Source organism: Streptomyces caelestis, from assembly GCF_014205255.1.
GTDB classification, from domain to species: domain Bacteria; phylum Actinomycetota; class Actinomycetes; order Streptomycetales; family Streptomycetaceae; genus Streptomyces; species Streptomyces caelestis.
Genome location: NZ_JACHNE010000001.1, coordinates 468,042 through 487,038, shown reverse-complemented (window position 1 = coordinate 487,038; position 18,997 = coordinate 468,042). Strand labels below are relative to the sequence as shown.

General features: G+C 73.6%; 12 protein-coding genes and 1 pseudogene. 5 read left to right on the top strand and 8 right to left on the bottom strand.

All coding sequences use genetic code 11. From position 1 onward, the window contains the following. Position 1: 1 nt before the first annotated feature. The 3 genes from HDA41_RS02155 to HDA41_RS02145 form a co-directional block, all read right to left on the bottom strand. Complete coding sequence (locus tag HDA41_RS02155; protein WP_184980095.1) at positions 2–2,227, bottom strand: NHLP family bacteriocin export ABC transporter peptidase/permease/ATPase subunit; 2,226 nt, start codon at positions 2,225–2,227, stop codon at positions 2–4. Beyond that, positions 2,224–3,030: a biotin/lipoyl-containing protein gene (locus HDA41_RS02150; RefSeq protein ID WP_184980093.1), complete on the bottom strand. Its 807-nt coding sequence runs from the start codon at positions 3,028–3,030 to the stop codon at positions 2,224–2,226. The genes HDA41_RS02155 and HDA41_RS02150 overlap by 4 nt, the downstream gene beginning before the upstream one ends. A gap of 116 nt (positions 3,031–3,146) precedes the next feature. Next, on the bottom strand, positions 3,147–3,362 hold the full coding sequence (locus tag HDA41_RS02145) for a type A2 lantipeptide (protein ID WP_184980091.1): 216 nt from the start codon (positions 3,360–3,362) through the stop codon (positions 3,147–3,149). 745 nt (positions 3,363–4,107) lie between these two features. Here HDA41_RS02145 and HDA41_RS02140 point away from each other — a divergent pair. Further along, complete coding sequence (locus HDA41_RS02140; RefSeq protein WP_184980089.1) at positions 4,108–5,502, top strand: S1 family peptidase; 1,395 nt, start codon at positions 4,108–4,110, stop codon at positions 5,500–5,502. A 201-nt stretch (positions 5,503–5,703) separates the two neighbouring features. Here the strand turns inward: HDA41_RS02140 and HDA41_RS02135 are convergent, their stop codons facing one another. Next, positions 5,704–7,860: a SpoIIE family protein phosphatase gene (locus HDA41_RS02135; protein ID WP_184993067.1), complete on the bottom strand. Its 2,157-nt coding sequence runs from the start codon at positions 7,858–7,860 to the stop codon at positions 5,704–5,706. 154 nt (positions 7,861–8,014) lie between these two features. On the opposite strand from HDA41_RS02135, the pseudogene HDA41_RS02130 reads away from it, so the two are divergent. After that, positions 8,015–8,701, top strand: a pseudogene (locus HDA41_RS02130) (LuxR C-terminal-related transcriptional regulator); the annotation flags it as partial. Here HDA41_RS02130 and HDA41_RS42190 read toward each other — a convergent pair. The 4 genes from HDA41_RS42190 to lanKC all read right to left on the bottom strand — a co-directional run bounded on the left by HDA41_RS42190 (position 8,624) and on the right by lanKC (position 15,412). After that, positions 8,624–10,768 carry an ATP-binding cassette domain-containing protein gene (locus HDA41_RS42190; protein ID WP_311772123.1) on the bottom strand — a complete coding sequence of 715 codons (2,145 nt, stop codon included), beginning with the start codon at positions 10,766–10,768 and terminating at the stop codon, positions 8,624–8,626. The pseudogene HDA41_RS02130 and the gene HDA41_RS42190 overlap by 78 nt on opposite strands. Beyond that, positions 10,765–12,516 (bottom strand): ABC transporter ATP-binding protein, encoded by a 1,752-nt coding sequence (locus HDA41_RS02125; RefSeq protein WP_184980085.1) that lies wholly within the window; start codon positions 12,514–12,516, stop codon positions 10,765–10,767. The genes HDA41_RS42190 and HDA41_RS02125 overlap by 4 nt, the downstream gene beginning before the upstream one ends. A gap of 85 nt (positions 12,517–12,601) precedes the next feature. Continuing rightward, entirely contained in the window at positions 12,602–12,718 is a 117-nt protein-coding gene (locus HDA41_RS02120) for a SapB/AmfS family lanthipeptide (RefSeq protein ID WP_184980083.1), read from the bottom strand. 87 nt (positions 12,719–12,805) lie between these two features. Further along, entirely contained in the window at positions 12,806–15,412 is a 2,607-nt protein-coding gene (gene lanKC, locus HDA41_RS02115; RefSeq protein WP_184980081.1) for a class III lanthionine synthetase LanKC, read from the bottom strand. Between the two features lie 186 nt (positions 15,413–15,598). Between lanKC and HDA41_RS02110 the strand changes: the two genes are divergently transcribed. The 3 genes from HDA41_RS02110 to HDA41_RS02100 all read left to right on the top strand — a co-directional run bounded on the left by HDA41_RS02110 (position 15,599) and on the right by HDA41_RS02100 (position 18,931). Then, positions 15,599–18,070 carry a SpoIIE family protein phosphatase gene (locus HDA41_RS02110; protein WP_184980079.1) on the top strand — a complete coding sequence of 824 codons (2,472 nt, stop codon included), beginning with the start codon at positions 15,599–15,601 and terminating at the stop codon, positions 18,068–18,070. 73 nt (positions 18,071–18,143) lie between these two features. Further along, a complete protein-coding gene (locus tag HDA41_RS02105; protein WP_184980077.1) occupies positions 18,144–18,563 on the top strand; it encodes a CBS domain-containing protein in 420 nt (139 codons plus the stop codon). A gap of 182 nt (positions 18,564–18,745) precedes the next feature. Continuing rightward, positions 18,746–18,931 (top strand): hypothetical protein, encoded by a 186-nt coding sequence (locus HDA41_RS02100; RefSeq protein WP_184994166.1) that lies wholly within the window; start codon positions 18,746–18,748, stop codon positions 18,929–18,931. The last annotated feature ends 66 nt before the right edge of the window (positions 18,932–18,997 follow it).

Below are 18,997 nucleotides of genomic sequence, written 5' to 3'. Positions count from 1 at the left end.
CTCACCGCTCCCTGACCAGTGCCGCGTAGGCTCCGCCGCGCGCCACCAGGTCCTCGTGCCGTCCCCGCTCCACGATCGTGCCGTGCTGGAGGACGACGATCTCGTCGCTGTCGCGGACCGTGCTGAGCCGGTGCGCGATCACCACGCAGGCACAGCCGCGCCTGCGCAGGTTGTCCATCACGACCAGCTCGGTCTCCGCGTCCAGCGCGCTCGTCACCTCGTCGAGGACCAGGATGCTCGGCCGGCGCACCAGCGCCCGCGCGATCTCCAGGCGCTGGCGCTGCCCGCCGGAGAAGTTGCGCCCGTCCTGCTCGACCTTGCTGTGGATGCCGCCCGGACGCCGTGTGATCACGTCGAGCAGGGCGGCGTCCCGCAGCGCGTCCTCCACCGCCTCGTCCGGGATCGACGGGTCCCACAGCGCCACGTTGTCGCGGACCGTGCCCTCGAAGAGGAACACGTCCTGGTCGACGAAGGAGACGGAGGCGGCCAGCGCCCCGCGCGGGATGTCCTCGATGCGCTGCCCGTCGATGCGGATCACTCCCTCCCACGGCGCGTACAGCCCGGAGATCAGCCTCGACACCGTGGACTTGCCGCTGCCGGACCCGCCGACCAGCGCGACCTGCTGCCCGGGACCGACCGTCAGGTCGAAGCCGCTGAGCAGGGGCTTGTCGAGCGGGCTGTAGCCGAAGGTGATGTTCTCCAGCTCGACGTGGCCCTGGAGGCGGCGCGTCGAATCGCCGGACTCGGGGCGGCCGTAGAGCGGGTCGGCCTTGAAGTTCTCCACGTCCTTCAGCCGCGCCACGTCGGCCGCGAAGTCCTGGATGCGGCCCGCGACGCCGTTGAGCCGGGTCAGCGGGGCGGTGAAGCGGGTGACCAGGGCCTGGAAGGCGACCAGCAGGCCCACCGAGATGTGGCCCTCGACCGCCCGCATGCCGCCGATCCAGAGGATCAGAGCGCTGTTCAGGGTGGCCAGCGTCGGGGCGACCACGCCCAGCCAGGCGCTCGGCATACCGAGCCGCTGCTGCTCCTCCAGCGTGGTGGCGTGCTGCCCGGCCCACTTGCGGAAGTAGCCGTCCTCGCCGCCGGTCGCCTTCATCGTCTCGATCAGCTGCAGGCCGGTGTAGGCGGTGTTGGTCAGCCGGGCCGTGTCGGCGCGCAGCTTCGCCGTGCGGGTGGCGCGCAGCCGGATGACCACCCGCATGGCCACGATGTTCAGCAGCGCCACGCCGATGCCGACGAACGTCAGCTGCGGGTCGTAGGTGTACAGCAGCACCGCGTACAGGACGACGACGACCGCGTCCACGCCCGCCGCCGCGAGGTCGCGGGACAGCGTCTCGGCGACCGCGTCGTTGGACTGGAGCCGCTGCACCAGGTCGGCCGGGCTGCGCTGGGAGAAGAACGTCACCGGCAGCCGCAGCAGATGGCGCAGGAAGCGGGCGCTGGAGAGGGTCGAGGAGATGATGCGGCCGTGCAGCAGGTTGGCCTGCTGGAGCCAGGTGAGGACGAGGGTGAGCAGGACGCACGCCGCCATCGCCGTGAACAGCGTCGGCAGCAGCGAGGTCTGGTTCCCGATCAGGAACTCGTCGATGTAGGTGCGGCTGAGCGCGGGCACGGCGGCCCCGACCGCCACCAGCAGCAGGCTCGCCAGGACGGCGGCGGGCATCGTGCCCGCGGTGCCGCGCAGCCGGGCGGGCATCGCGCCCAGGACACCGGGCTTGCGGCCGCCCCGGGTGAAGTCCTCGCCGGGCTCCATGACCAGCACGACACCGGTGAAGCTGCCGTCGAAGTCCTCCATGGGGACGAAGCGGCGGCCCTTGCCGGGGTCGTTGATGTAGACGCCACGGCGGCCGAAGCGGCGGCCCATGCCGTCGTAGACGACGTAGTGGTTGAACTCCCAGAACAGGATGGCCGGCGACTTCACCTCGGCGAGGGCGGCCAGGTCCATCTGCATGCCCTTGGCCGTCAGGCCGTAACTGCGGGCCGCCTTGAGGAGGTTGCTGGCGCGCGAGCCGTCGCGGGAGACGCCGCAGGCGATGCGCAGCTCCTCCAGCGGGACGTGCTTGCCGTAGTGGCCGAGCACCATCGCCAGGGAGGCGGCGCCGCACTCCACGGCCTCCATCTGGAGCACGGTGGGCGTGCGGACGGTCTTCGCCCCGGCCTTGGGCACCTTGCGCTTGGGCGGGGCGGCGCGGCGCCGGCCCCGGGTGTCCGGTGCGGTCGCGGTCACGGCAGCAGCCAGTCGACGGGATGCTGCTCGGCCAGGCGGATCGACCCCGAGGCCAGCGTCATGGAGGTCAGCTTGAACGGCGGCCCGTCCGCGGACGACCACTCGTAACCACTCTTCGTGGCGGACGACTTGTCCAGCCGGACCGTCACGGCCACCGGCCTGCCCTTCTTCGTGAACTGCTCGCCCAGCTGGCCGTCCCCGAGGAACGCGGCGATCTGCTGCGGAGACTGGGCCGAGCGGTCCACCGACTTCACATGGCCGCGCAGCACGCCGTACTCCTGCGTCGGCACCGACTGCACGGTCAGGTCGACGGCGGCGTCGTCGGGGATCGAGGCGGCGTTCTCGGCGGGGACGTAGACCGTCGCGTACAAGGCGTCGCCGGTGTGGGCGACCTTCTCGACGGCGGCGACGTTCGCGCCGGTCTGGATGATCTGCCCGACGGTCGCGGCGAGCGCGGAGACACGGCCCGCGTCGAGCGTGCGGACGACGGTTTCGCCCTTGGGCGTACGGACCTTGAGCACGGGGGAGTCGGCGGGCAACCGCTCGCCCTGCTTCGCGAGCACCGCGGTGACCTGGCCCGCCACCGGGCTTTGGAGGAGGTAACTGCCCTGCCCGTGCGTGAGGATGGCGGGTGCGCTGACGGTGGAGGTCACCGAGCCGGTCACCGCCCACACCGAGGCGGCCGCCATCGCGACCACCGTCACCGAGAACACGAGCCAGCCCTGCGGGCGGGCGAAACGCACCGGAAGGTCGAGTTCCTCCGGCGACTGGAGCTTGGCGAGGGCCTGTTGGCGGAACTGCAAGGAACTTCCCTCACCCGTAGAAGAGGTACTTACAGCCGTAGCGGACGTGGTTACGGCACCCGAAGATCCCGGAACCGCCGGCTGCGGCTCCGGGAGTCAACGGCACTGGGGCTCGATCAGAGACCGGCGACCAGGTTGGTGACCGGGGCCGTGTTCAGGCCGGTGACGCCCTCAACGGTGCCGACGGCCGTGTTGACCAGGCCGGAGACCGGGGCGATGCCGTCGACCGTGTCGGTGACGGTGTTCACGGCGTTCACGGACAGGCCGCCGGAGACGGCGTCGAGCTCGGCGTCGGCGATCTCGACGGTCTCAACCTGGGGGGTGGAGTTCATGATGGAACTTCCCTTCATATGGATATCTCACAAGGGGGGAGCGGCCCCCTCTGGGGACAGATGACGGCCGCGACCACGAGTGCCGGACGCCCGTTTTCCGAGTGCCCTGTGCGGCCCCCGCGGTGCGATGGATCAAAGCACGCTGCGGGCGCGCGCTTCCAATCAACCAGCTGTCTCACCAGGCAACTTGCGCCCCAGCGGCACCGAAGAGTGCAGGTGTGTGCACGCCTTGGTGCCGACTTCTTCACATGCGGCACGGCATCGGCTCACACGACCCCCTGTCCCGTGGGACGGCGAATCCGGCACTCCCGCCCCAAAGGCGTGACCGACGCGGCCGGCGCCCGGATAACCCTCGATTCGGTGACCGGGTTGAGCATTCGATGTGCAGATTCGCTGAAGGTGAGATTCCGCTCAGCGATCACAACAGACCGTTCCTCATCGGATACGGACCGTGTTCGTTCGGTATGTCGTCACGAGGCTCGTGCCTGAAACGCCGTCATCCGGCCATGAGGGGCCGTGGATCGGCGCGCTTCGTCCTCCCCGGCGTGCTGTTGTGACCAGGGCGGCCGCAGACCGTGCGGTCGGTGCTCGGGCGGCGGGAGTTGGCTGATTTCGCGATGCGAACGGATCACTTGCAAACGGAATTGAACGCCCCACGTGGCCCGTGCGTACCAACAGCCATCCAGGCGCCCCCCAGAAGCTGCCGGACGGCGGCACCTACTCCGTTCCCCAGGAGGAGAGAAGTTTGAGTCACAAGCGAATTCCGAAGCGCAAGGCCGCGATAGCGGCGGGCGGCGTGGTGGCGCTCGGCGCGGCCGCGATCCTGCTCCCCAACGCCAACGCGTCCCAGGACGGTTCGTCCAATGACGCGGCGGCCGCGCCGAAGACCCTGAAGGCGGGCGACGCCTCGGACCTCGCCTCGCAGCTCTCCGGGCTCCTCGGTGAGGCGTTCGGCGGCTCCTACTACGACAGCGACAGCCGGCAGCTGGTCGTCAACGTCGTACCGGGCGACAACAACAACGTGATCGTGCAGGCCAAGGCGGCGGGCGCGAAGGTCCGCGAGGTCGACAACAGCTGGTCGGAGCTCCAGAGCGGGGCGCAGACCCTGAAGTCGGACGCGACCATCGCGGGCACTTCCTGGTCGATCGACCCGCGCACGAACAAGCTCCTGGTGACGGCCGACAGCACCGTCACCGGCGCCAAGTGGGACAGACTGGAGTCCACCGTGCAGAGCCTCGGCTCCGGCATGGCGACCCTCAAGAAGTCCGCGGGCACCTTCAAGCCGTTCGTCTCGGGCGGTGACGCCATCTTCGCGGGCGGCTCACGCTGCTCCCTCGGCTTCAACGTCACCGCGGGCGACGGCTCGCCGGCCTTCCTGACGGCCGGTCACTGCACCCTCGGCGGCAACGAGTGGTCGGACACGCAGGGCGGGCAGCCGATCGCCACCGTCGACCAGTCCACGTTCCCCGGCGACGGCGACTTCGCGCTCGTGAAGTACGACGACCCGGCGACCGAGGCGCCCAGCGAGGTCAACACCGGCGACCAGACCGTCCAGATCACCGAGGCCGCGGAGGCGACCGTCGGCCAGGAGGTCTTCCGGATGGGCAGCACCACCGGGCTCGCCGACGGCCAGGTCCTCGGACTCGACGCCACGGTGAACTACCCGGAGGGCACCGTCACCGGCCTCATCCAGACCAACGTCTGTGCCGAGCCCGGCGACAGCGGCGGCTCGCTGTTCACCCAGGACGGTCTCGCGATCGGCCTCACCTCGGGCGGCAGCGGCGACTGCACGGTCGGCGGCGAGACGTTCTTCCAGCCGGTGACCACCGCCCTGGAAGCGGTCGGCGCGACCCTCGGCGCGGCCGGCGCGGCCGGTGGCGCGGGTGAAGAGGCCGGTGCCGGTGAGGACGCCGGTGCGGGCGAGGAAGCCGGCGCTGGTGCCGGTGCCGGTGAGGAAGCGGGCGCCGGTGAGGAGGCCGGAGCCGGCGGCGAGGCCGGTGCTGGTGCGGGCGAGGGTGCCGGTGCCGGTGAAGAGGCCGGTGCTGGTGCCGGCGAGGGTGCCGGTGCCGGTGAGCACGCCGGAGGCGAGGACGCGGGCCAGGGTGTCGAGGACAACTCCGGTCTGACCGAGTCCCGCTGACCCGAAAACGTCGGCAGCCGGTCCGACGCTGCCGGCCCGGTTCCGCCCCCTTCCTGGCGGGACCGGGCCGGCCCACCGGTTTCCCCAGCCACCGACCGGCCTGAGCCTTGGTTCCGGCCGGCGGTGGACCGGGCCGGCCCTCCGGCGGGATGGCCGGCCCGTCCGCGCGTCAGCGGTGCTCCGCGGGAGACCGTCGGGGCCCTACCCGACGGCCCTGAGCAGCAACAGGGCGATGTCGTCGAGCCGTTCCTCCCCGTCCGTGCGGTGGGGCTCCTGGCGGACGAGGCTGTCGGCCAGTTCGTCCAGCGGCTGGTCCCCGGCGTCGGTCAGACGACGGCCCAGGCCCGCGAGGGCCTCCTCGAAGTCGGTGCCGGGGGACTCGACCAACCCGTCGGTGTAGAGGACGAGCAGGGAGCCGGGGGCGAGAGCGACCTCCGTCGTCGGGTACACCGCCGAGGCGTCGATGCCCAGCAGCGGGCCGCCTGCCAGGTCGAGGACGCGCACCCGCCCGTCCGGCCGTCGCAGCAGCGGCGGCGGATGGCCGGCCCGGGACATCACGGCCCGGCCGTGCGCCGGGTCGAGCCGCAGGTACAGGCAGCTGGCGAACAGGTCGGCCCCCAGGTCGAGCAGCAGCCGGTTGGTGCTGCGCATGACCTCCTCGGGCGCCTGACCCACGGCCGTGTAGGCGCGCACGGCCGTGCGGACCTGCCCCATCAGCCCGGCCGCCGTGACGTTGTGGCCCTGCACGTCCCCGATCACCGCCGCCGCCATCCCCTCGGTGCGCACCAGGTCGTAGAAGTCGCCGCCGATGTCCATGCCCTGCGTGGCCGGCACATAGCGGGCGGCCGCCTCGATGCCGGGCAGCGACGGCAGGGAGTGCGGCAGCAGCGCCTCCTGGAGGCCGTGCGCGAGCCGGTGCTTGGCGTCGTAGAGCAGCGCCCGCTCCAGCGCCTGGGCGATCAGCCCGGCCAGGCTCGTCATCACCGCCCGCTCCTCCGTCGGGAAGGGGTGCGGTTCGGCGTAGGAGAGCACGCACGTCCCCACCGGCCGGCCCTGGGCGATCAGTGGCAGATACGCCCAGGCCGCGAACCGGTCGGGCGTCGCGAGCCGCGCCGGATAGAGACGCTCCAGCTCCTCCTGCGACGCGAAGAAGGCGGGCACGCCCGTCCGCAGCACCTGCGTGCAGGGGGTCGGCTCGGTCAGTGGCATCCCGTCGAAGCGTTCCACCACGGTCGCGTCCCGGTACCCTCGATGCCCGAGCACCCGTAGCCGGTTCGCCCGCGAGCCCAGCACGACCAGGGCCTGGCTGCCCACGGCCGGGGCGATCTCGTCCGCGACCAGTTGCACCACGTCCTGCACCCCCACCGCCTCGGTGAGCGCGCTGGCCAGGTCCAGCACCTGCGACATGGTGACCAGCCGGGTCGGCGTCCCGTCGGACGGCGGTGCGGCCCGGTTCATCTCCGACACGGCCCGGGACCTGGTGATCCGGACGCTGAGGCCCGTCGTACTCGGATACAGCCGGAACGACAGCCACTCGCCGGGCGGGCGCAGCGCCACGAACGAGGCGGTGTGCTGGCTCATCAGTGCGGCCCGGTAACGGTCCTCGTACACCGGGTCGTTGAGCCACGGCACCGACGCCCACAGCTGCGTGCCGAGCAGCCGGCTGACCGGGACGTTCAGCAGCTCGGCCGCCGCCGCGTTGACGAAGCCGACGCGCCCGTGAAGATCCAGCGAGACCAGTCCGTACGGCAGGCGGCTCACCATCCGGGCCGCCTCGACCGCGCCGAGCGTGCCGGCCATCCCGCCCACCAGGGGCGAGGCGACCAGATCGGTCTCGGGGTGCGGCGGGATGCTGTGCTCGGCGGCCCGCTCCAGCCGGACCGCCAACCGGCCGCAGGCCGCGGTCAGATGCTCGCGCTCCCGGTCGGACAGCTCCGGCGGATGCCCGCCCGGCCAGGTCACGAACACCGCGCCGTACACGGCGGACTCGGTGGCCACCGGTATCGCGGCCAGGGCGAACGGATAGGGCAGGACCACGGCGATCCGCGGGTAGCGGCGGGCCATCTCCTCCTCGCCGCCGACCCACACCAGCTTGCGCTCGCGCGCCGCGTCGGCGACCGGGATCGGCGCGCTCAGCCCCACCCGCTCCCAGGGCGCCGCGAACGCCCGGGGCAGCCCCGCCATCACCGCCATCTCCAGCACCGGCCGGTCCCGCGGCAGCAGGTACACCGCGCCGGAGTGGGCGTGCACCTCGTCCATCATCGAGGCCAGCGCCAACGACAGCAGGGGACGGCCGACCGGCGTCCTGGCGGCTGCCGGCGCCTGCGCGGACGACTGCCCGTCGGACACGCCGACCACCTCCTCGCACGGCCGCGCGACCGGGCTCAGGAACAAATCTCCTCCCTGGCGGCCCGTCGCGCACGACGAGCGGCACCGGGAACGGACCTGGTTACCGTCGGTCACAACACAGGACCCCCTTGAGGGCGCCCGCGTACCCCGACCGCCGCGAGACATGCCGCCCGGGTCGATGCGCGGCGGGGTGTACGAGCGCCGGGCGTGCGCCCCCACGCACCCTGATGGCCGGTTCTTCGTGCCCACGCAGGGTCACGATCGCGAACAATGGGGCACGCGCTCAACACGACGACGTGGCGTACGGCGAGCCGAGGGGGTGGCAGTGATCCGGGTGCTTCTGGTGCACGACGAGTGTCTGGTGCGATCGGTGCTGGCGGAGTGGCTGCGGGGGGAGTCCGATCTGGCGGTGCACGACACGTCGTGGCGCGGTGCGCCCGGTCTGCTGCCGTCCGTGCGGCCGGATGTCTGCGCGGCGGACCTGGAGTGCGCGGACTCCTACGGCATCCCGCCGCTCGGCGAACTGTGCCGGCCGGGCCCGGACCGGAAGCGCCCGCGCTTGCTCGTGCTGGCCTCTGCGAACAGACCCGGACTGCTGAAGCGGGCAGTGGAGGCGGGGGCGCTCGGCTACGTCGACAAGGAGGGCTCGCCGCAGAACCTGCTGCGCGGGATCCGCCGCGTCGCCGAGGGGGAACGTTTCATCAACGACTCTCTGGGGTTCGGATTCCTCAAGGCGGCCGAGATGCCGCTGACTCGCAGAGAGCTGAGCGTGTTATCCCTCGCGGCCGAGGGAGCCTCCATCGCGGAGATCGCCGGGAGCCTGCACCTCTCCCACGGGACCGTGCGCAACTACATGGCGGCCATCACCCGCAAGACCGGGGCCCGCAACCGCATCGACGCGATCCGCATCTCGCAGGGACAGGGCTGGCTCTGACCGCGGCCGGGAGGGTGCGGGCGCCCAGCTCCCGACGAGGTCCCGGTACAGCGCCGAGGACCGCATCAGCTCCTCGTGGCCGCCGCAGGCCGTGCTCCGGCCGTCCATGACCAGCACACGGCCGGCGCGGCGGGCCGAGCTGATGCGGTGGGCGACGACCACCAGGGTCCCGCCCGGCCGGGCGGCGAAGGCCCGCTCCGCGCGCTCCTCCGTCCCGGCGTCCAGATGGCAGGTCGCCTCGTCGAGCAGGGCGAGCGGGGCGTACGACAGGTAGGCCCGGGTCAGCGCGACCAGTTGCCGTTCGCCGGCCGACAGGGCGGCCGGATCGAGCCGGGCACCGAGACCGCCGAGCCGGTCGGCCAGCGGGGCGAGGCCGACCGCCTCGGCCGCGGCCAGCAGCTCCTCCTCAGGCACCGGGTCCGGACGCAGGTACGCGAGATTCTCGGCCAGCGTGCCGCCGAAGACGTACGCCTCCTGCGGGATGAGCACCCGCGCGACGGCCGCCGCCGGCCCGGGCACGGGGTGTCCGCCCACGGTGATGGTGCCCCGGTCCGGCGTGAGCAGCCCGGCCACGAGGGCGGTGAGGGTGGACTTGCCGGCACCGCTGGGTCCGACCACGGCCAGGTGCGAGCCGGCCGGGAGGGTGAGGTCGAGCTCGTCGACGACCGGGGTGCTGGCGGGGCCGTAGGCGAAGGTGACGGAGGAGAGGGACAGGGCCGGGGGAGAGGGGGTGGGTGAGCGGCGGGCGGGGGCGGTCCGGGCGTCGACGGTGGGGGTGTGGGGTGCGCCGGCGGGGGCGGTGGGCGTGGGCGGTGTGCCGCGGGCGGCCGGTGCCGCTTCCGGGAGTGCGCTGCGGGGGCCGTCGCCGCGGGTGCCGGGAGCGGCGTGGGGGCCCACGTGTTGCTGTGCCGTGCCCGAGGGGCCGGGGCCCACGCGCGGGTTCGCCGTGTCCGCGAGCCGCCGGCCGGTCCGCGACCGCGTTCCGTCGCCGTCCGTGCCGTCGGTCTCGGCGTGACCCGTCGGGGCCAGCCTGCGCAGCACCACCGTCAGACGGGAGCCGCTGGTGCCCAGGCCGTGGATCAGGTTCCGCAGGGCGGGCAGCAGGGACTGGGTGACGTAGGCGAGGGCGCCGACCAGGGCGCCCGTGGTGACGCCGTGGGCCAGGAGCCACGGGGCGGTGGCGAGCAGCAGCACGAGCGGCAGCTGGCCGCCGAGCGCGAGGGACGCCACGCGCAGGACGCCCCAGTGGGCCAGGGAGCGTGCCGCCCGGAACTCCGCCCCGACCCGTTCGCCGGTGGCGGCGGCCATGTGCGCCTCGGCGCCGGTCGCCGTGATGTCCCGCAAGCCCGGGCAGACAGTGCCCAGATGTCCCGCCAGGGCCTCGTCGGCGACGAGGAACGCCTCCTGCCGCCGGGCGAGCGGCCGCAGCGTCGCCGCGAACAGCGCCACCCCCGCGGCCAGGGGCGGCCCGACGACCAGCAGGAGCGGCGGGGCGAGAGCGAACAGGCCGGCCAGGGCGCCGGCGGCGGTGAACACGAAGGAGCGGGAGACCATGACCAGCCCGGCGAAGGTGTCCCGCGCGATCTCCACCTGCTGGGTGAGCCCGGACAGCGAGCCCGCGTCACCGGTCCGCACCCCGCGGGAGACGACCCGCTCCACGAGCCGGTCCCGGAACGGTTCGACCAGCGCGGCGACGGCCGCGTACACCCGCGCGGTCCCGTACGCCCCGACCAGGACACCGAGCCCGGCCACCGCCAGCCAGGCCAGCCCGACATCCGGCCGCCCTCGCAGGAACCCGTCGTCCAGGGCGCGGGCGGGCCCGTACCCGATGAGGAACGTCTGCCCGGTCTCCAGTACCGACCAGGCAGTGAGCCGCAGCAGGACCCGCCACCGGGCCAGCAGGAACCGCAGACCCCGCACGGGCAGCCCGCCCCGCGCGGACGGGAGCGTACCGGTTCCGGCGGGTACGGGGCTGGCCGTCATGCCTCCGCCCCGCTCCCGGCCCCGGCGCACGCCGAGTCCGCCCCCTCCCCGAACACGGCCCGGTACTCCGCGAGCCGCCACAGCTCCTCGTGCCGCCCCACCGCCCGCACCCGTCCCTCGTCCAGCCAGGCCACCACGTCGGCGCAGGCGGCCGTGGCGCTGCGGTGGGCGACCAGGAGCCGCGTGGTGCCCGGGCCGTCGCCGAGGAGGGCGTCGGTGATGTGGCGTTCCGTCACCGTGTCCAGGCTGGAGAGGGCGTCGTCGAGGATCAGCAGCCGGCCGTCGTGCGCGAACGCCCGGGCCAGACCCAGCCGTTGGGACTCGCCGCCGGAGCGCGGGGCGTCGGTGACGGCCGTGTCGTATCCGCCGGGGAGGCGGCGGACGAAGTCGTCCGCGAGAGCGGTGCGGGCGGCCGCCCGGATGCGGTCGGGGGAGGGCGAGGCCAGGCCGAGACCGATCGCCTGCTCGACCGTGCCGCCGAGGAGGGCCGGGCGGGCGAAGGCGTAGCCGACGGCGCGCCGCAGGTCGTCGTGCGGCAGTTCGCGCAGCGGCACCCCGTCCAGGAGCACCTCGCCCGCGTCCGGGTCGGCCAGCCGCCCGGCGAGCGCGGCCAGCAGCGACTTGCCGGCGCCCGACCGGCCGACCACGGCCAGGGTCGTGCCGCCCGGTACGACGAGGTCGACTCCGTCGAGCACGGTGCGTCCGCCGCGCCGGGCCGTCACGCCGCGCAGCTCCAGCCGCCCGGACCCGTCGGGCAGTCGCCGTTCGCCGAACGCGGTGGCGGGCTCGGCCCGGACCTCGCCGAGGCGCCGGGCCGCCGCCCGGGCCCGGGCCAGGCCCGCGAGCCGGCCGACCAGGACGCCGACGCCCGTCGCGAGCACCGCGTACCGCGAGGCCGCGAGCACCTCGCCCACCGACAGCAGGTCCCGGGTCAGCAGCACACCGGCCACGGCGACGACCCCGAGCTGGAGCAGCGGCGCCACGGCGACCGCCTGTGCGGCGGCGCGCCCCTGCACCCGCCACATGCGGTGCCCGGCCTCGGACAGCTCGGGCAGCGGCCGCAGCACGCGGGCCGTCTCCCGGCCCTGCGTACCCGCCGCCCGGACGGTGCGGAAGCCCTCGACGGCCTCGGCCAGCGCGGCGGCGATCCGGCCCTGGGCCCGCTGGTAGCGAGTCGCGCTCCGCGTGGTGTCGCGGGCCACGGCACGCAGCAGGAACGTCAGAACGGGCGCCCCGGCGAGGAAGACGGCCGCGAGCCGCCAGTCGATCAGCCCGAGCGCGACCACACCCCCGACGGGACCGGCGAGGGCGGCGAGCAGTGCCGCACGGGCCGCCGGAGTGGTCCCCGCCTCGGCGGCGTTGCCGACCAGGCGCGCGACGAGGTCACCGGAACCGAAGCGGTCGGCGGCCCGCGGGCCGACGCCCAGGACGTGCCCGGTCAGCCGGCGGCGCAGCCACGCGGTGCTGCGGGCGTCGACGGTCCCGGTCAGGACGGTCTGGGCGGCATCCAGCAGGGCGAGAAGCAGTACGAGGCCGGCGCAGTACAGCACCCAGCGGGTCGCCGGGGCCTGCGCCAGCAGCAGATCGAGAGCCCGGCCCAGCGCGGCCGGCAGCAGCAGTCCGGCACCGGTGGCGGCGGTGCTCACCAGGCACAGGGCCGCACAGCGGATCCCGCTGTGCCGGGTGGCCGTACGCAGCAGTGTGCGGGCGTGTCCGGTCGCCGGGTCGTCGTCGGCACGCGTGGTCATACGGGCCTTTCGCGAAACGGGAGGGCCCCGGACGGCCCCTCCCCGAAGGGAGAGAGCCGCCCGGAGCCATGCCGCGGACCGTCGGTCAGAGACAGAGCATGACGCTCGCCGCGCTGATGCAGGAGAGCAGGCTCACCGTGCTGGCGCCGCCGCCCTCCGTCCGCTCCTCGGACTCGATGGTCTGCAGGTCGAGAAGTGCCATGGTGTGTGTCCTTCCGTTGGGTGTCCGTCCGTGGTCATCCGTGGGGACGGGGTGGTGTCACGACTCCGCGGGATCGCGGAGCCGCGTTCAGGTGGGCCGCCGGTTCGGCGGCGGGAGGAACGGCAGGTGGGCGTCGGTCGCCGGGTCGAGGGCCGCGCCGAGCGCCAGCAGGCACCCTGCGGTTCCGGTGGTGAGGTCCATGGACAGCCGCATCATCTGGTGGCCGGGGAAGGCGAGTTGGCCCTCGTACGACATCGCGAACCAGCCAAGTCCGGCGATCTGCCCGGCCAGCCGGTCCGCGGTCGCGCCCGGCGCGGTCGTGCGGCTGAGGTGGAGGATCATCCCGGCGCGGCCCTGGAACAGCCCGGGCTGCGCGTAGAAGCGTGAGGTGGCGGCGGTCAGCACGCCGGAGCGGGCCGGCCCGAACTCCCCGGCCGTGCGCGGGGCGTGGGCCACGAGGTCGTCGAGGACCATGCCGATCCCCACGCTGCCGTCGCCGAGGTAGGGCAGGGTCCGCCAGCCCTCGTCGACCTCCAGCGCACCGCCCCCGCGGGTCACGCAGGACTCCAGGTCCCGGCGCAGTGCCACGGCCGCCGCCTGAAGCCATTCGGCCCGGCCGGTCCACTCGTACTGCCGCAGCAGGAGGAGCGCCGGACCGGTAGCGCCCCGCAGCAGCCCGGCGCGCCGCCGGGGCGTGGCCGGGAGCGGCTCGGCGAGCCGTCGCAGCAGGATCCGGGCGGCCTCGTCGGCCCGCTCGCGCAGCACCGCTTCCCCTGTGGTGCGCGCCAGGTGGCCCAGGACGAGGCCCAGTCCGGCCAGTCCGCCGTGCAGGTCGGAGGAGAGGTTCTGCCACCGCTCCGCGAGGATGCCCTCGACCAGGTCCAGCGCCCGCTGCCGGTGCCCCAGCCGGTCCAGGACCAGGGCGACGCCCGCGAGCCCGTCGTACAGTCCGAGCGGCGTACCGACCGGGGCCGGTGCCGTCCGGGCCAGCAGCCAGCGCTCGCCCTCCTCGTACCGCTCGGCGCCGATCGCGTCCAGCGCGTACAACACCCCCGCGGCGCCGTGGGCGATCCCGAGCCCGCCGCCGTCGGAGAACTGGGCGACGTCGCCCGGGAAGAGCCGGTCGTCGCGCTCCGGGGTGGCCGAGGCGAGGATCGCCTTGACCATCGAGTCGCGGCTGTACGGCCAGTCGCCGGGGTCCACCGGAGAGGAGGGAGCGGCCACCGTACGGCCGGACACCTCCCGCGTGATCTCCGCGACCGCCTCGTCGAGGAACTCCCGCGGCACGTCCGGGAACTGCTCCCCGATCACCTCGGCCAGATGTGCCGCCTTACCGCGGTCGACCACGAACAAGGTGGTCACGGGCAGGAACAGGGCCAGCCGCAGACAAGCCAGCGCGTAGCGGTCGACGTCGGCGCCCCGGCGGTCCGGCGGCGCGAAGAACCCCGGGTGGGCGACGACCTGGCGGCCGTTCTCCTCGGCCGGGGCCGCTGCCTCGAAGTCGAGGAGGAAGACCGACTCCTCGTCCGGCGCGACCATGATGTTGAAGACGTGCAGGTCGTTGAAGACGATGCCGCGCGCGTGCACCGCCGCCACGGCTTCCTCCACTCTGCGGTGGATACGCAGCGCCCACGCCGTGTACGCGGCGACGGCCTCCGGCTCGGGATCCTGGGCGAGCAGCGGATGCCGCTCGGCGAAGAACGAGTTGAGCGGACGGCCCTGAAGGAAGTCCATCACCAGGAAGCGGTGGCCGCCCAGCTCGAACCAGTCGCGCACCTCCGGGACCACACCCGTGCCCGCGACCTGCTCCAGCGCCCGCTTCTCCCGCTCCAGCCGGGTGATCGCGTCGGCACCGTCCGAGGCGAGCCCCGCGTGCGGCCGCCCCTCCTTCAGCACGACCTTGCGCCCGTCGCGCGTGTCGGTGCCCGCGTACACACCGCCGCCGTTGGAGAAGTGCAGCGCCTTCTCGATGCGGTACGGCAGGTCGCCCGTCGTCGTGTCGTTGCGCGCGTCCAGATGGGGTCTGAGGAACTCCGGCAGCGTCACCCACTCCGGCACCTGGAAGGACGGCGCCCGCCGGTCCGGCACCAGCCGCCCCTCGCCGTCCCGCACCGCCGGCACCAGCGAGCCCCGCTCGTCCACGACGAACGAGCGCGCGAAGGCGCCGTACCGGACGTACAGCGGACCCTCGCCCCACCGCAGGTCGGTCAGGATGTACGGCCCCTCGAACCCCTCCAGCAGCGCCCCCAGCTCGCGCAGCACCTCGTGCAGCTGCTCCTCGCCGGCCGGATAGACGGTGACGAACTTGCCGCTGCCGTCGCGCGGGGCGTACTTGGTGTTGCGCAGGTGCAGCAGGTGCGGGCCCGGCACGAACTTGAAGGGGATCCGCCGCTCGACGCAGTAGTCCCACACGATCCCGGCGATCTGTTCCGCGTTCGCCCGGGTCGCCGAGGCGTGGATCTTCCAGCCCTGCGCCGGGCCCGGGAGCGGCTCGCCGTCCGGGCCGAGCGGTGTCATCGTCAGCCAGTCGCCGATCCGCGCCGCCTCCCAGCCCTCGGGTACCGGCCGGCGGGCCGTCTCGTAGAGGTGCGCGGCCGCTCCCTGCGCGGCCTCCTGCCCGCCCCGCGTCAGCCGGTCCGGCGTCTCGTAGAAATGCCGGTCGGCGAGCGCGTACACCTCGTACCGCTTGTCCATGCGTCCCCCTCCGTGACGGGCACCGAGCCTTCCAGCCACGCGACGGGCCCGGACAGTCACGCCTGTCACGAGAACACCGTGCGGAACGCATGGGTAAAGACATGTTCGGTGGCTTTCGAGCGCCCGTACCGGCTCGCCTCCACGGAACGGTCACAGGGGCTGCGCAGGTGTCTCATAAGCGCTGTAATGGCCAACGTGGTCAGTGAGGGCGCCCAAGAGCGCGGAACGCGAACGCAGCGTGCCGAAGGTGCCCTCAAAGCGATCGCGACCGATCAGGAGTCGCCCGAACGCGTGCACCGCACTATCGAACAGGCGCTCGTCTTCGCCGGAGCCGCGTTCGTCGCCGTGTACGCGCCCGGTCAGGACGGCGAACTGCTCTGCCTCGTCGAGTCGGCCGGGGTGCCCAGGACGCTGTACGGGCTGCGCGACAGCTACCCGCGCGCCGGGCGGTCCCCGGTCGCCGAGGCCCACCGCGACGGACGGCCGGTGTCGCTGAGCCCGGCGGAACTCGCCGAGCACGCCCAGGCACGGCGCGTGCCGTCCCGCGACTTCCATCTGGTCGCCCTGCCCGTGCACGGGAACGGCGGCTGCCTGCTCGCCGTGAGCGAGCGCCCCACCGGGTTCGACACCGACGACCGCACGTGCCTGGAGCTCATCTCCGAGGCGGTCGCCTTCACCGCTCCGGCCGGGCCCGCCGAGAGCGGTGAACTGCCGCCCGGCGCCTTCAGCCTCGCCATGGACACCGGCCGCGTCCGGGTCGGCGACGAGCTGCTGGACCTGTTCGGCCTGGACCCCGTGGGGTTCGACGGCCGGGTCGAGACCCTGCTGGGCCTGACCGTGCCGGAGGACCTGCCCTCGCTGATGTCCGTCGTGGAGGCGGACCACATGTCCATCGGCGAGCGGGAGCTGGAGTTCCGCGTGCTCCAGCCCACCGGGCCGCCGAAGTGGCTCCGGCTGAGCGGGCGTCTTCTGCCCGGTGGCGAGGGGCACCCGGCGCGGCTCGTGGGCACCGTCGCCGACGCCTCCACGCTGCGCTCCGACGTCACCGACGTGGCCCGCGTCCAGCGCCTTGCCACCGCGTTGGCCACCGCCGTCACCGTCCGCGACGTCGGCGACGCCGTGGTCGCCGCCCTGCGCCGGCCGCTCAGGGCCGACCGGATCGCCCTCGCCGAGCTGGAGAGCGACCGGCTCGTCGTCACCGTCCTTGACCCGCCCGAACCCGAGGCCTGGCCCGAGTTGTGGCGCACGGAGTGGCGCGGCGAGTGGCCCGACGCGCCCGTGCGCGCCATGCCCACCCTTGCCGCCGCGCTGCGCGAGGGCCGGGCCCGGATCTGGCCCGCCGGCAGCCCCCTGGAAGGCGCCCTGGCCGAGGTCGGCCCCGGCGGCCTCGCCGTCCTGCCGCTGCCCGCCGGGAACCGCATGGCCGGAGCCTGCCTGATCGGCTGGGACGCCCCGCACGACTTCGGCACCGACGAACGCGCCCTGCTCACCGCCTGCGCCGGCCTCGCCGGACAGGCCCTGGTGCGGGCCCGGGCCTTCGACGCCGAACACGAACTCGTCGGCATGCTCCAGCGCCAGCTGCTGCCGCGCCGCCTGCCCCGGCTGCCGGGCGCGGTGGCCGTCGCCCGCTATCTGCCCAGCACGGCCGGACTCGAACTCGGCGGCGACTGGTACGACGTCGTCCCGCTGCCCGACCACCACGTCGCCCTGATCATCGGCGACGTCCAGGGGCACAGCGCGGGCGCCGCCACCCTCATGGGCCAGATGCGCACCGCCCTGCGCGCCTACGCGGTCGAAGGGCACCCGCCGGATGTCGTGGTCTCGCACGCCAACCGACTGCTCATGGACATGGAGAGCGACCTCTTCGCCACCTGCGCCTACGTCGACATCGACCTGGAGGAGGGCTCCGCCTGGTGCGTGCGTGCCGGGCACCTGCCGCCGGTGCTGCGGTACCCGGACGGCCGGACCGAGATCGCGGAGGCCGAGGGCGGCCCGCCCCTCGGGGTGGTCATCCAGGCCGACTTCCCCATGAGCCCGCTCCGGCTGCCGGCCGGTACGGTGATCGCCCTGGCCACGGACGGGCTCGTCGAGACGCCCGAGACCGACATCGACGAGGGCATGGACCGCCTCGCCGGCCGGCTGGCCGAAGCCGCCCCCGCCGACCTGGGGCTCGTCGCCGACGCCCTCCTCGGCGACGCCCCGCGCAGCGACGACGTCGCCCTGCTCCTCTTGCGCTACGACGGCATGGACCTGCGCCCGCTGCGCGAGAGCTGGACGGTGTGGCGCGTCCCGCAGGCGGTCGGGCACGCCCGCCGCTTCGCCCGGCGCACCCTGCGTTCCTGGGGCGTCACCGAGGACGTCGACGCAGCCCTCCTCGTCGTCTCCGAACTCGTCACCAACGCCCTCGTCCACACCGACGGCCGGGTCCGGATGGACCTCACGCTCATCAACGACCGCCTGCGCGTCGCCGTCGCCGACGCCTCACCGCGCAGCCCGGTCCGGCCGGCCAGCATCGGCTGGGAGGCCACGGGCGGCCGGGGCATCCTCCTCGTCGAGGCCCTGTCGGCGACGTGGGGGACGCTGCCGGTCAGCGGGGGGAAGCAGGTGTGGGCGGAGCTGGTGGTGGGCGGTGAAAACCGCCCCACGATCACCTGGTGACCGGGCGGGTTCGCCGGGTACCCGGGCAGCGCAAGACGGAGAACCCGCAACGAGCCGAAGGAAGAGGCACGTCATGGCTCAGCATGTCCGCGACATCATGACCAGCGATCCGGCCACGGTCGAGCCGCAGACCTCCGTCGCCGAGGTGGCCCGCATCATGCGCGACGAGGACCTCGGCGTCGTCCTGGTGACGGACGGCGACGATCTGCGCGGTGTGGTCACCGACCGTGACCTGGTGGTCCGGTCGATCAGTCAGGGCGGTGACCCGGAGCAGACCACCGTGGCCGCCGCGTGCAGTGACGACCTGGTCACCGTCGGCCCCGACGACGACCTGGACCATGCGGTGGAGCTGATGCGCGAGCACTCCGTGCGCCGTATCCCGGTCGTCGACCACGGCCACCCCGTGGGCATCGTGTCCCTGGGCGACATGGCCATGGAGCGCGACCCGGACTCGGCGCTGGGCGACATCAGCGCCGCGCGTCCCAACACCTGACGACAGCACCCGCCGACGGTCCCGCGCACACACTGTGCGCGGGACCGTCGTACGTGCGGCGAGGCGAACGGCCTTGCCGCGAGGGGGCGTTCAGGACTCGGCCGCGACGTCACGACGCGGGTTTGTTCGGTTTGTTCATGGGGACTCGAACAGCAGCGGATGCAGAAGGAAGATGATGAGTCGTGACGACGTCCATGGAGACCAGTGACAAGCCCGTCGCCCGTCGGCCCGAGACCGGCTGGTCGAAGGCACGCCGCCTGCGCGGCAAGGCCGCGCTGCGGACCTGCCTCCCCGCCGTGGAGGACCGGGCCACCACCCGAACCGTGCGCTCCGAGCCGGACTGGAACATCGTCAGGGGCGAGGACTGACCGCTCCTCAGGAGGCCGCGCGGTGACGATGCGGGTAACTGTGCGCATCGACAACTAAAAGAAGTG

What these genes read in the sequence shown, in the direction of transcription:
- HDA41_RS02145 (WP_184980091.1), bottom strand. Translation starts at nt 3,362, where the DNA reads ATGAACTCCACCCCCCAGGTTGAGACCGTCGAGATCGCCGACGCCGAG.
- HDA41_RS42190 (WP_311772123.1), bottom strand. Translation starts at nt 10,768, where the DNA reads ATGACGGCCAGCCCCGTACCCGCCGGAACCGGTACGCTCCCGTCCGCG.
- HDA41_RS02125 (WP_184980085.1), bottom strand. Translation starts at nt 12,516, where the DNA reads ATGACCACGCGTGCCGACGACGACCCGGCGACCGGACACGCCCGCACA.
- HDA41_RS02120 (WP_184980083.1), bottom strand. Translation starts at nt 12,718, where the DNA reads ATGGCACTTCTCGACCTGCAGACCATCGAGTCCGAGGAGCGGACGGAG.
- lanKC (WP_184980081.1), bottom strand. Translation starts at nt 15,412, where the DNA reads ATGGACAAGCGGTACGAGGTGTACGCGCTCGCCGACCGGCATTTCTAC.
- HDA41_RS02110 (WP_184980079.1), top strand. Translation starts at nt 15,599, where the DNA reads ATGGCCAACGTGGTCAGTGAGGGCGCCCAAGAGCGCGGAACGCGAACG.
- HDA41_RS02105 (WP_184980077.1), top strand. Translation starts at nt 18,144, where the DNA reads ATGGCTCAGCATGTCCGCGACATCATGACCAGCGATCCGGCCACGGTC.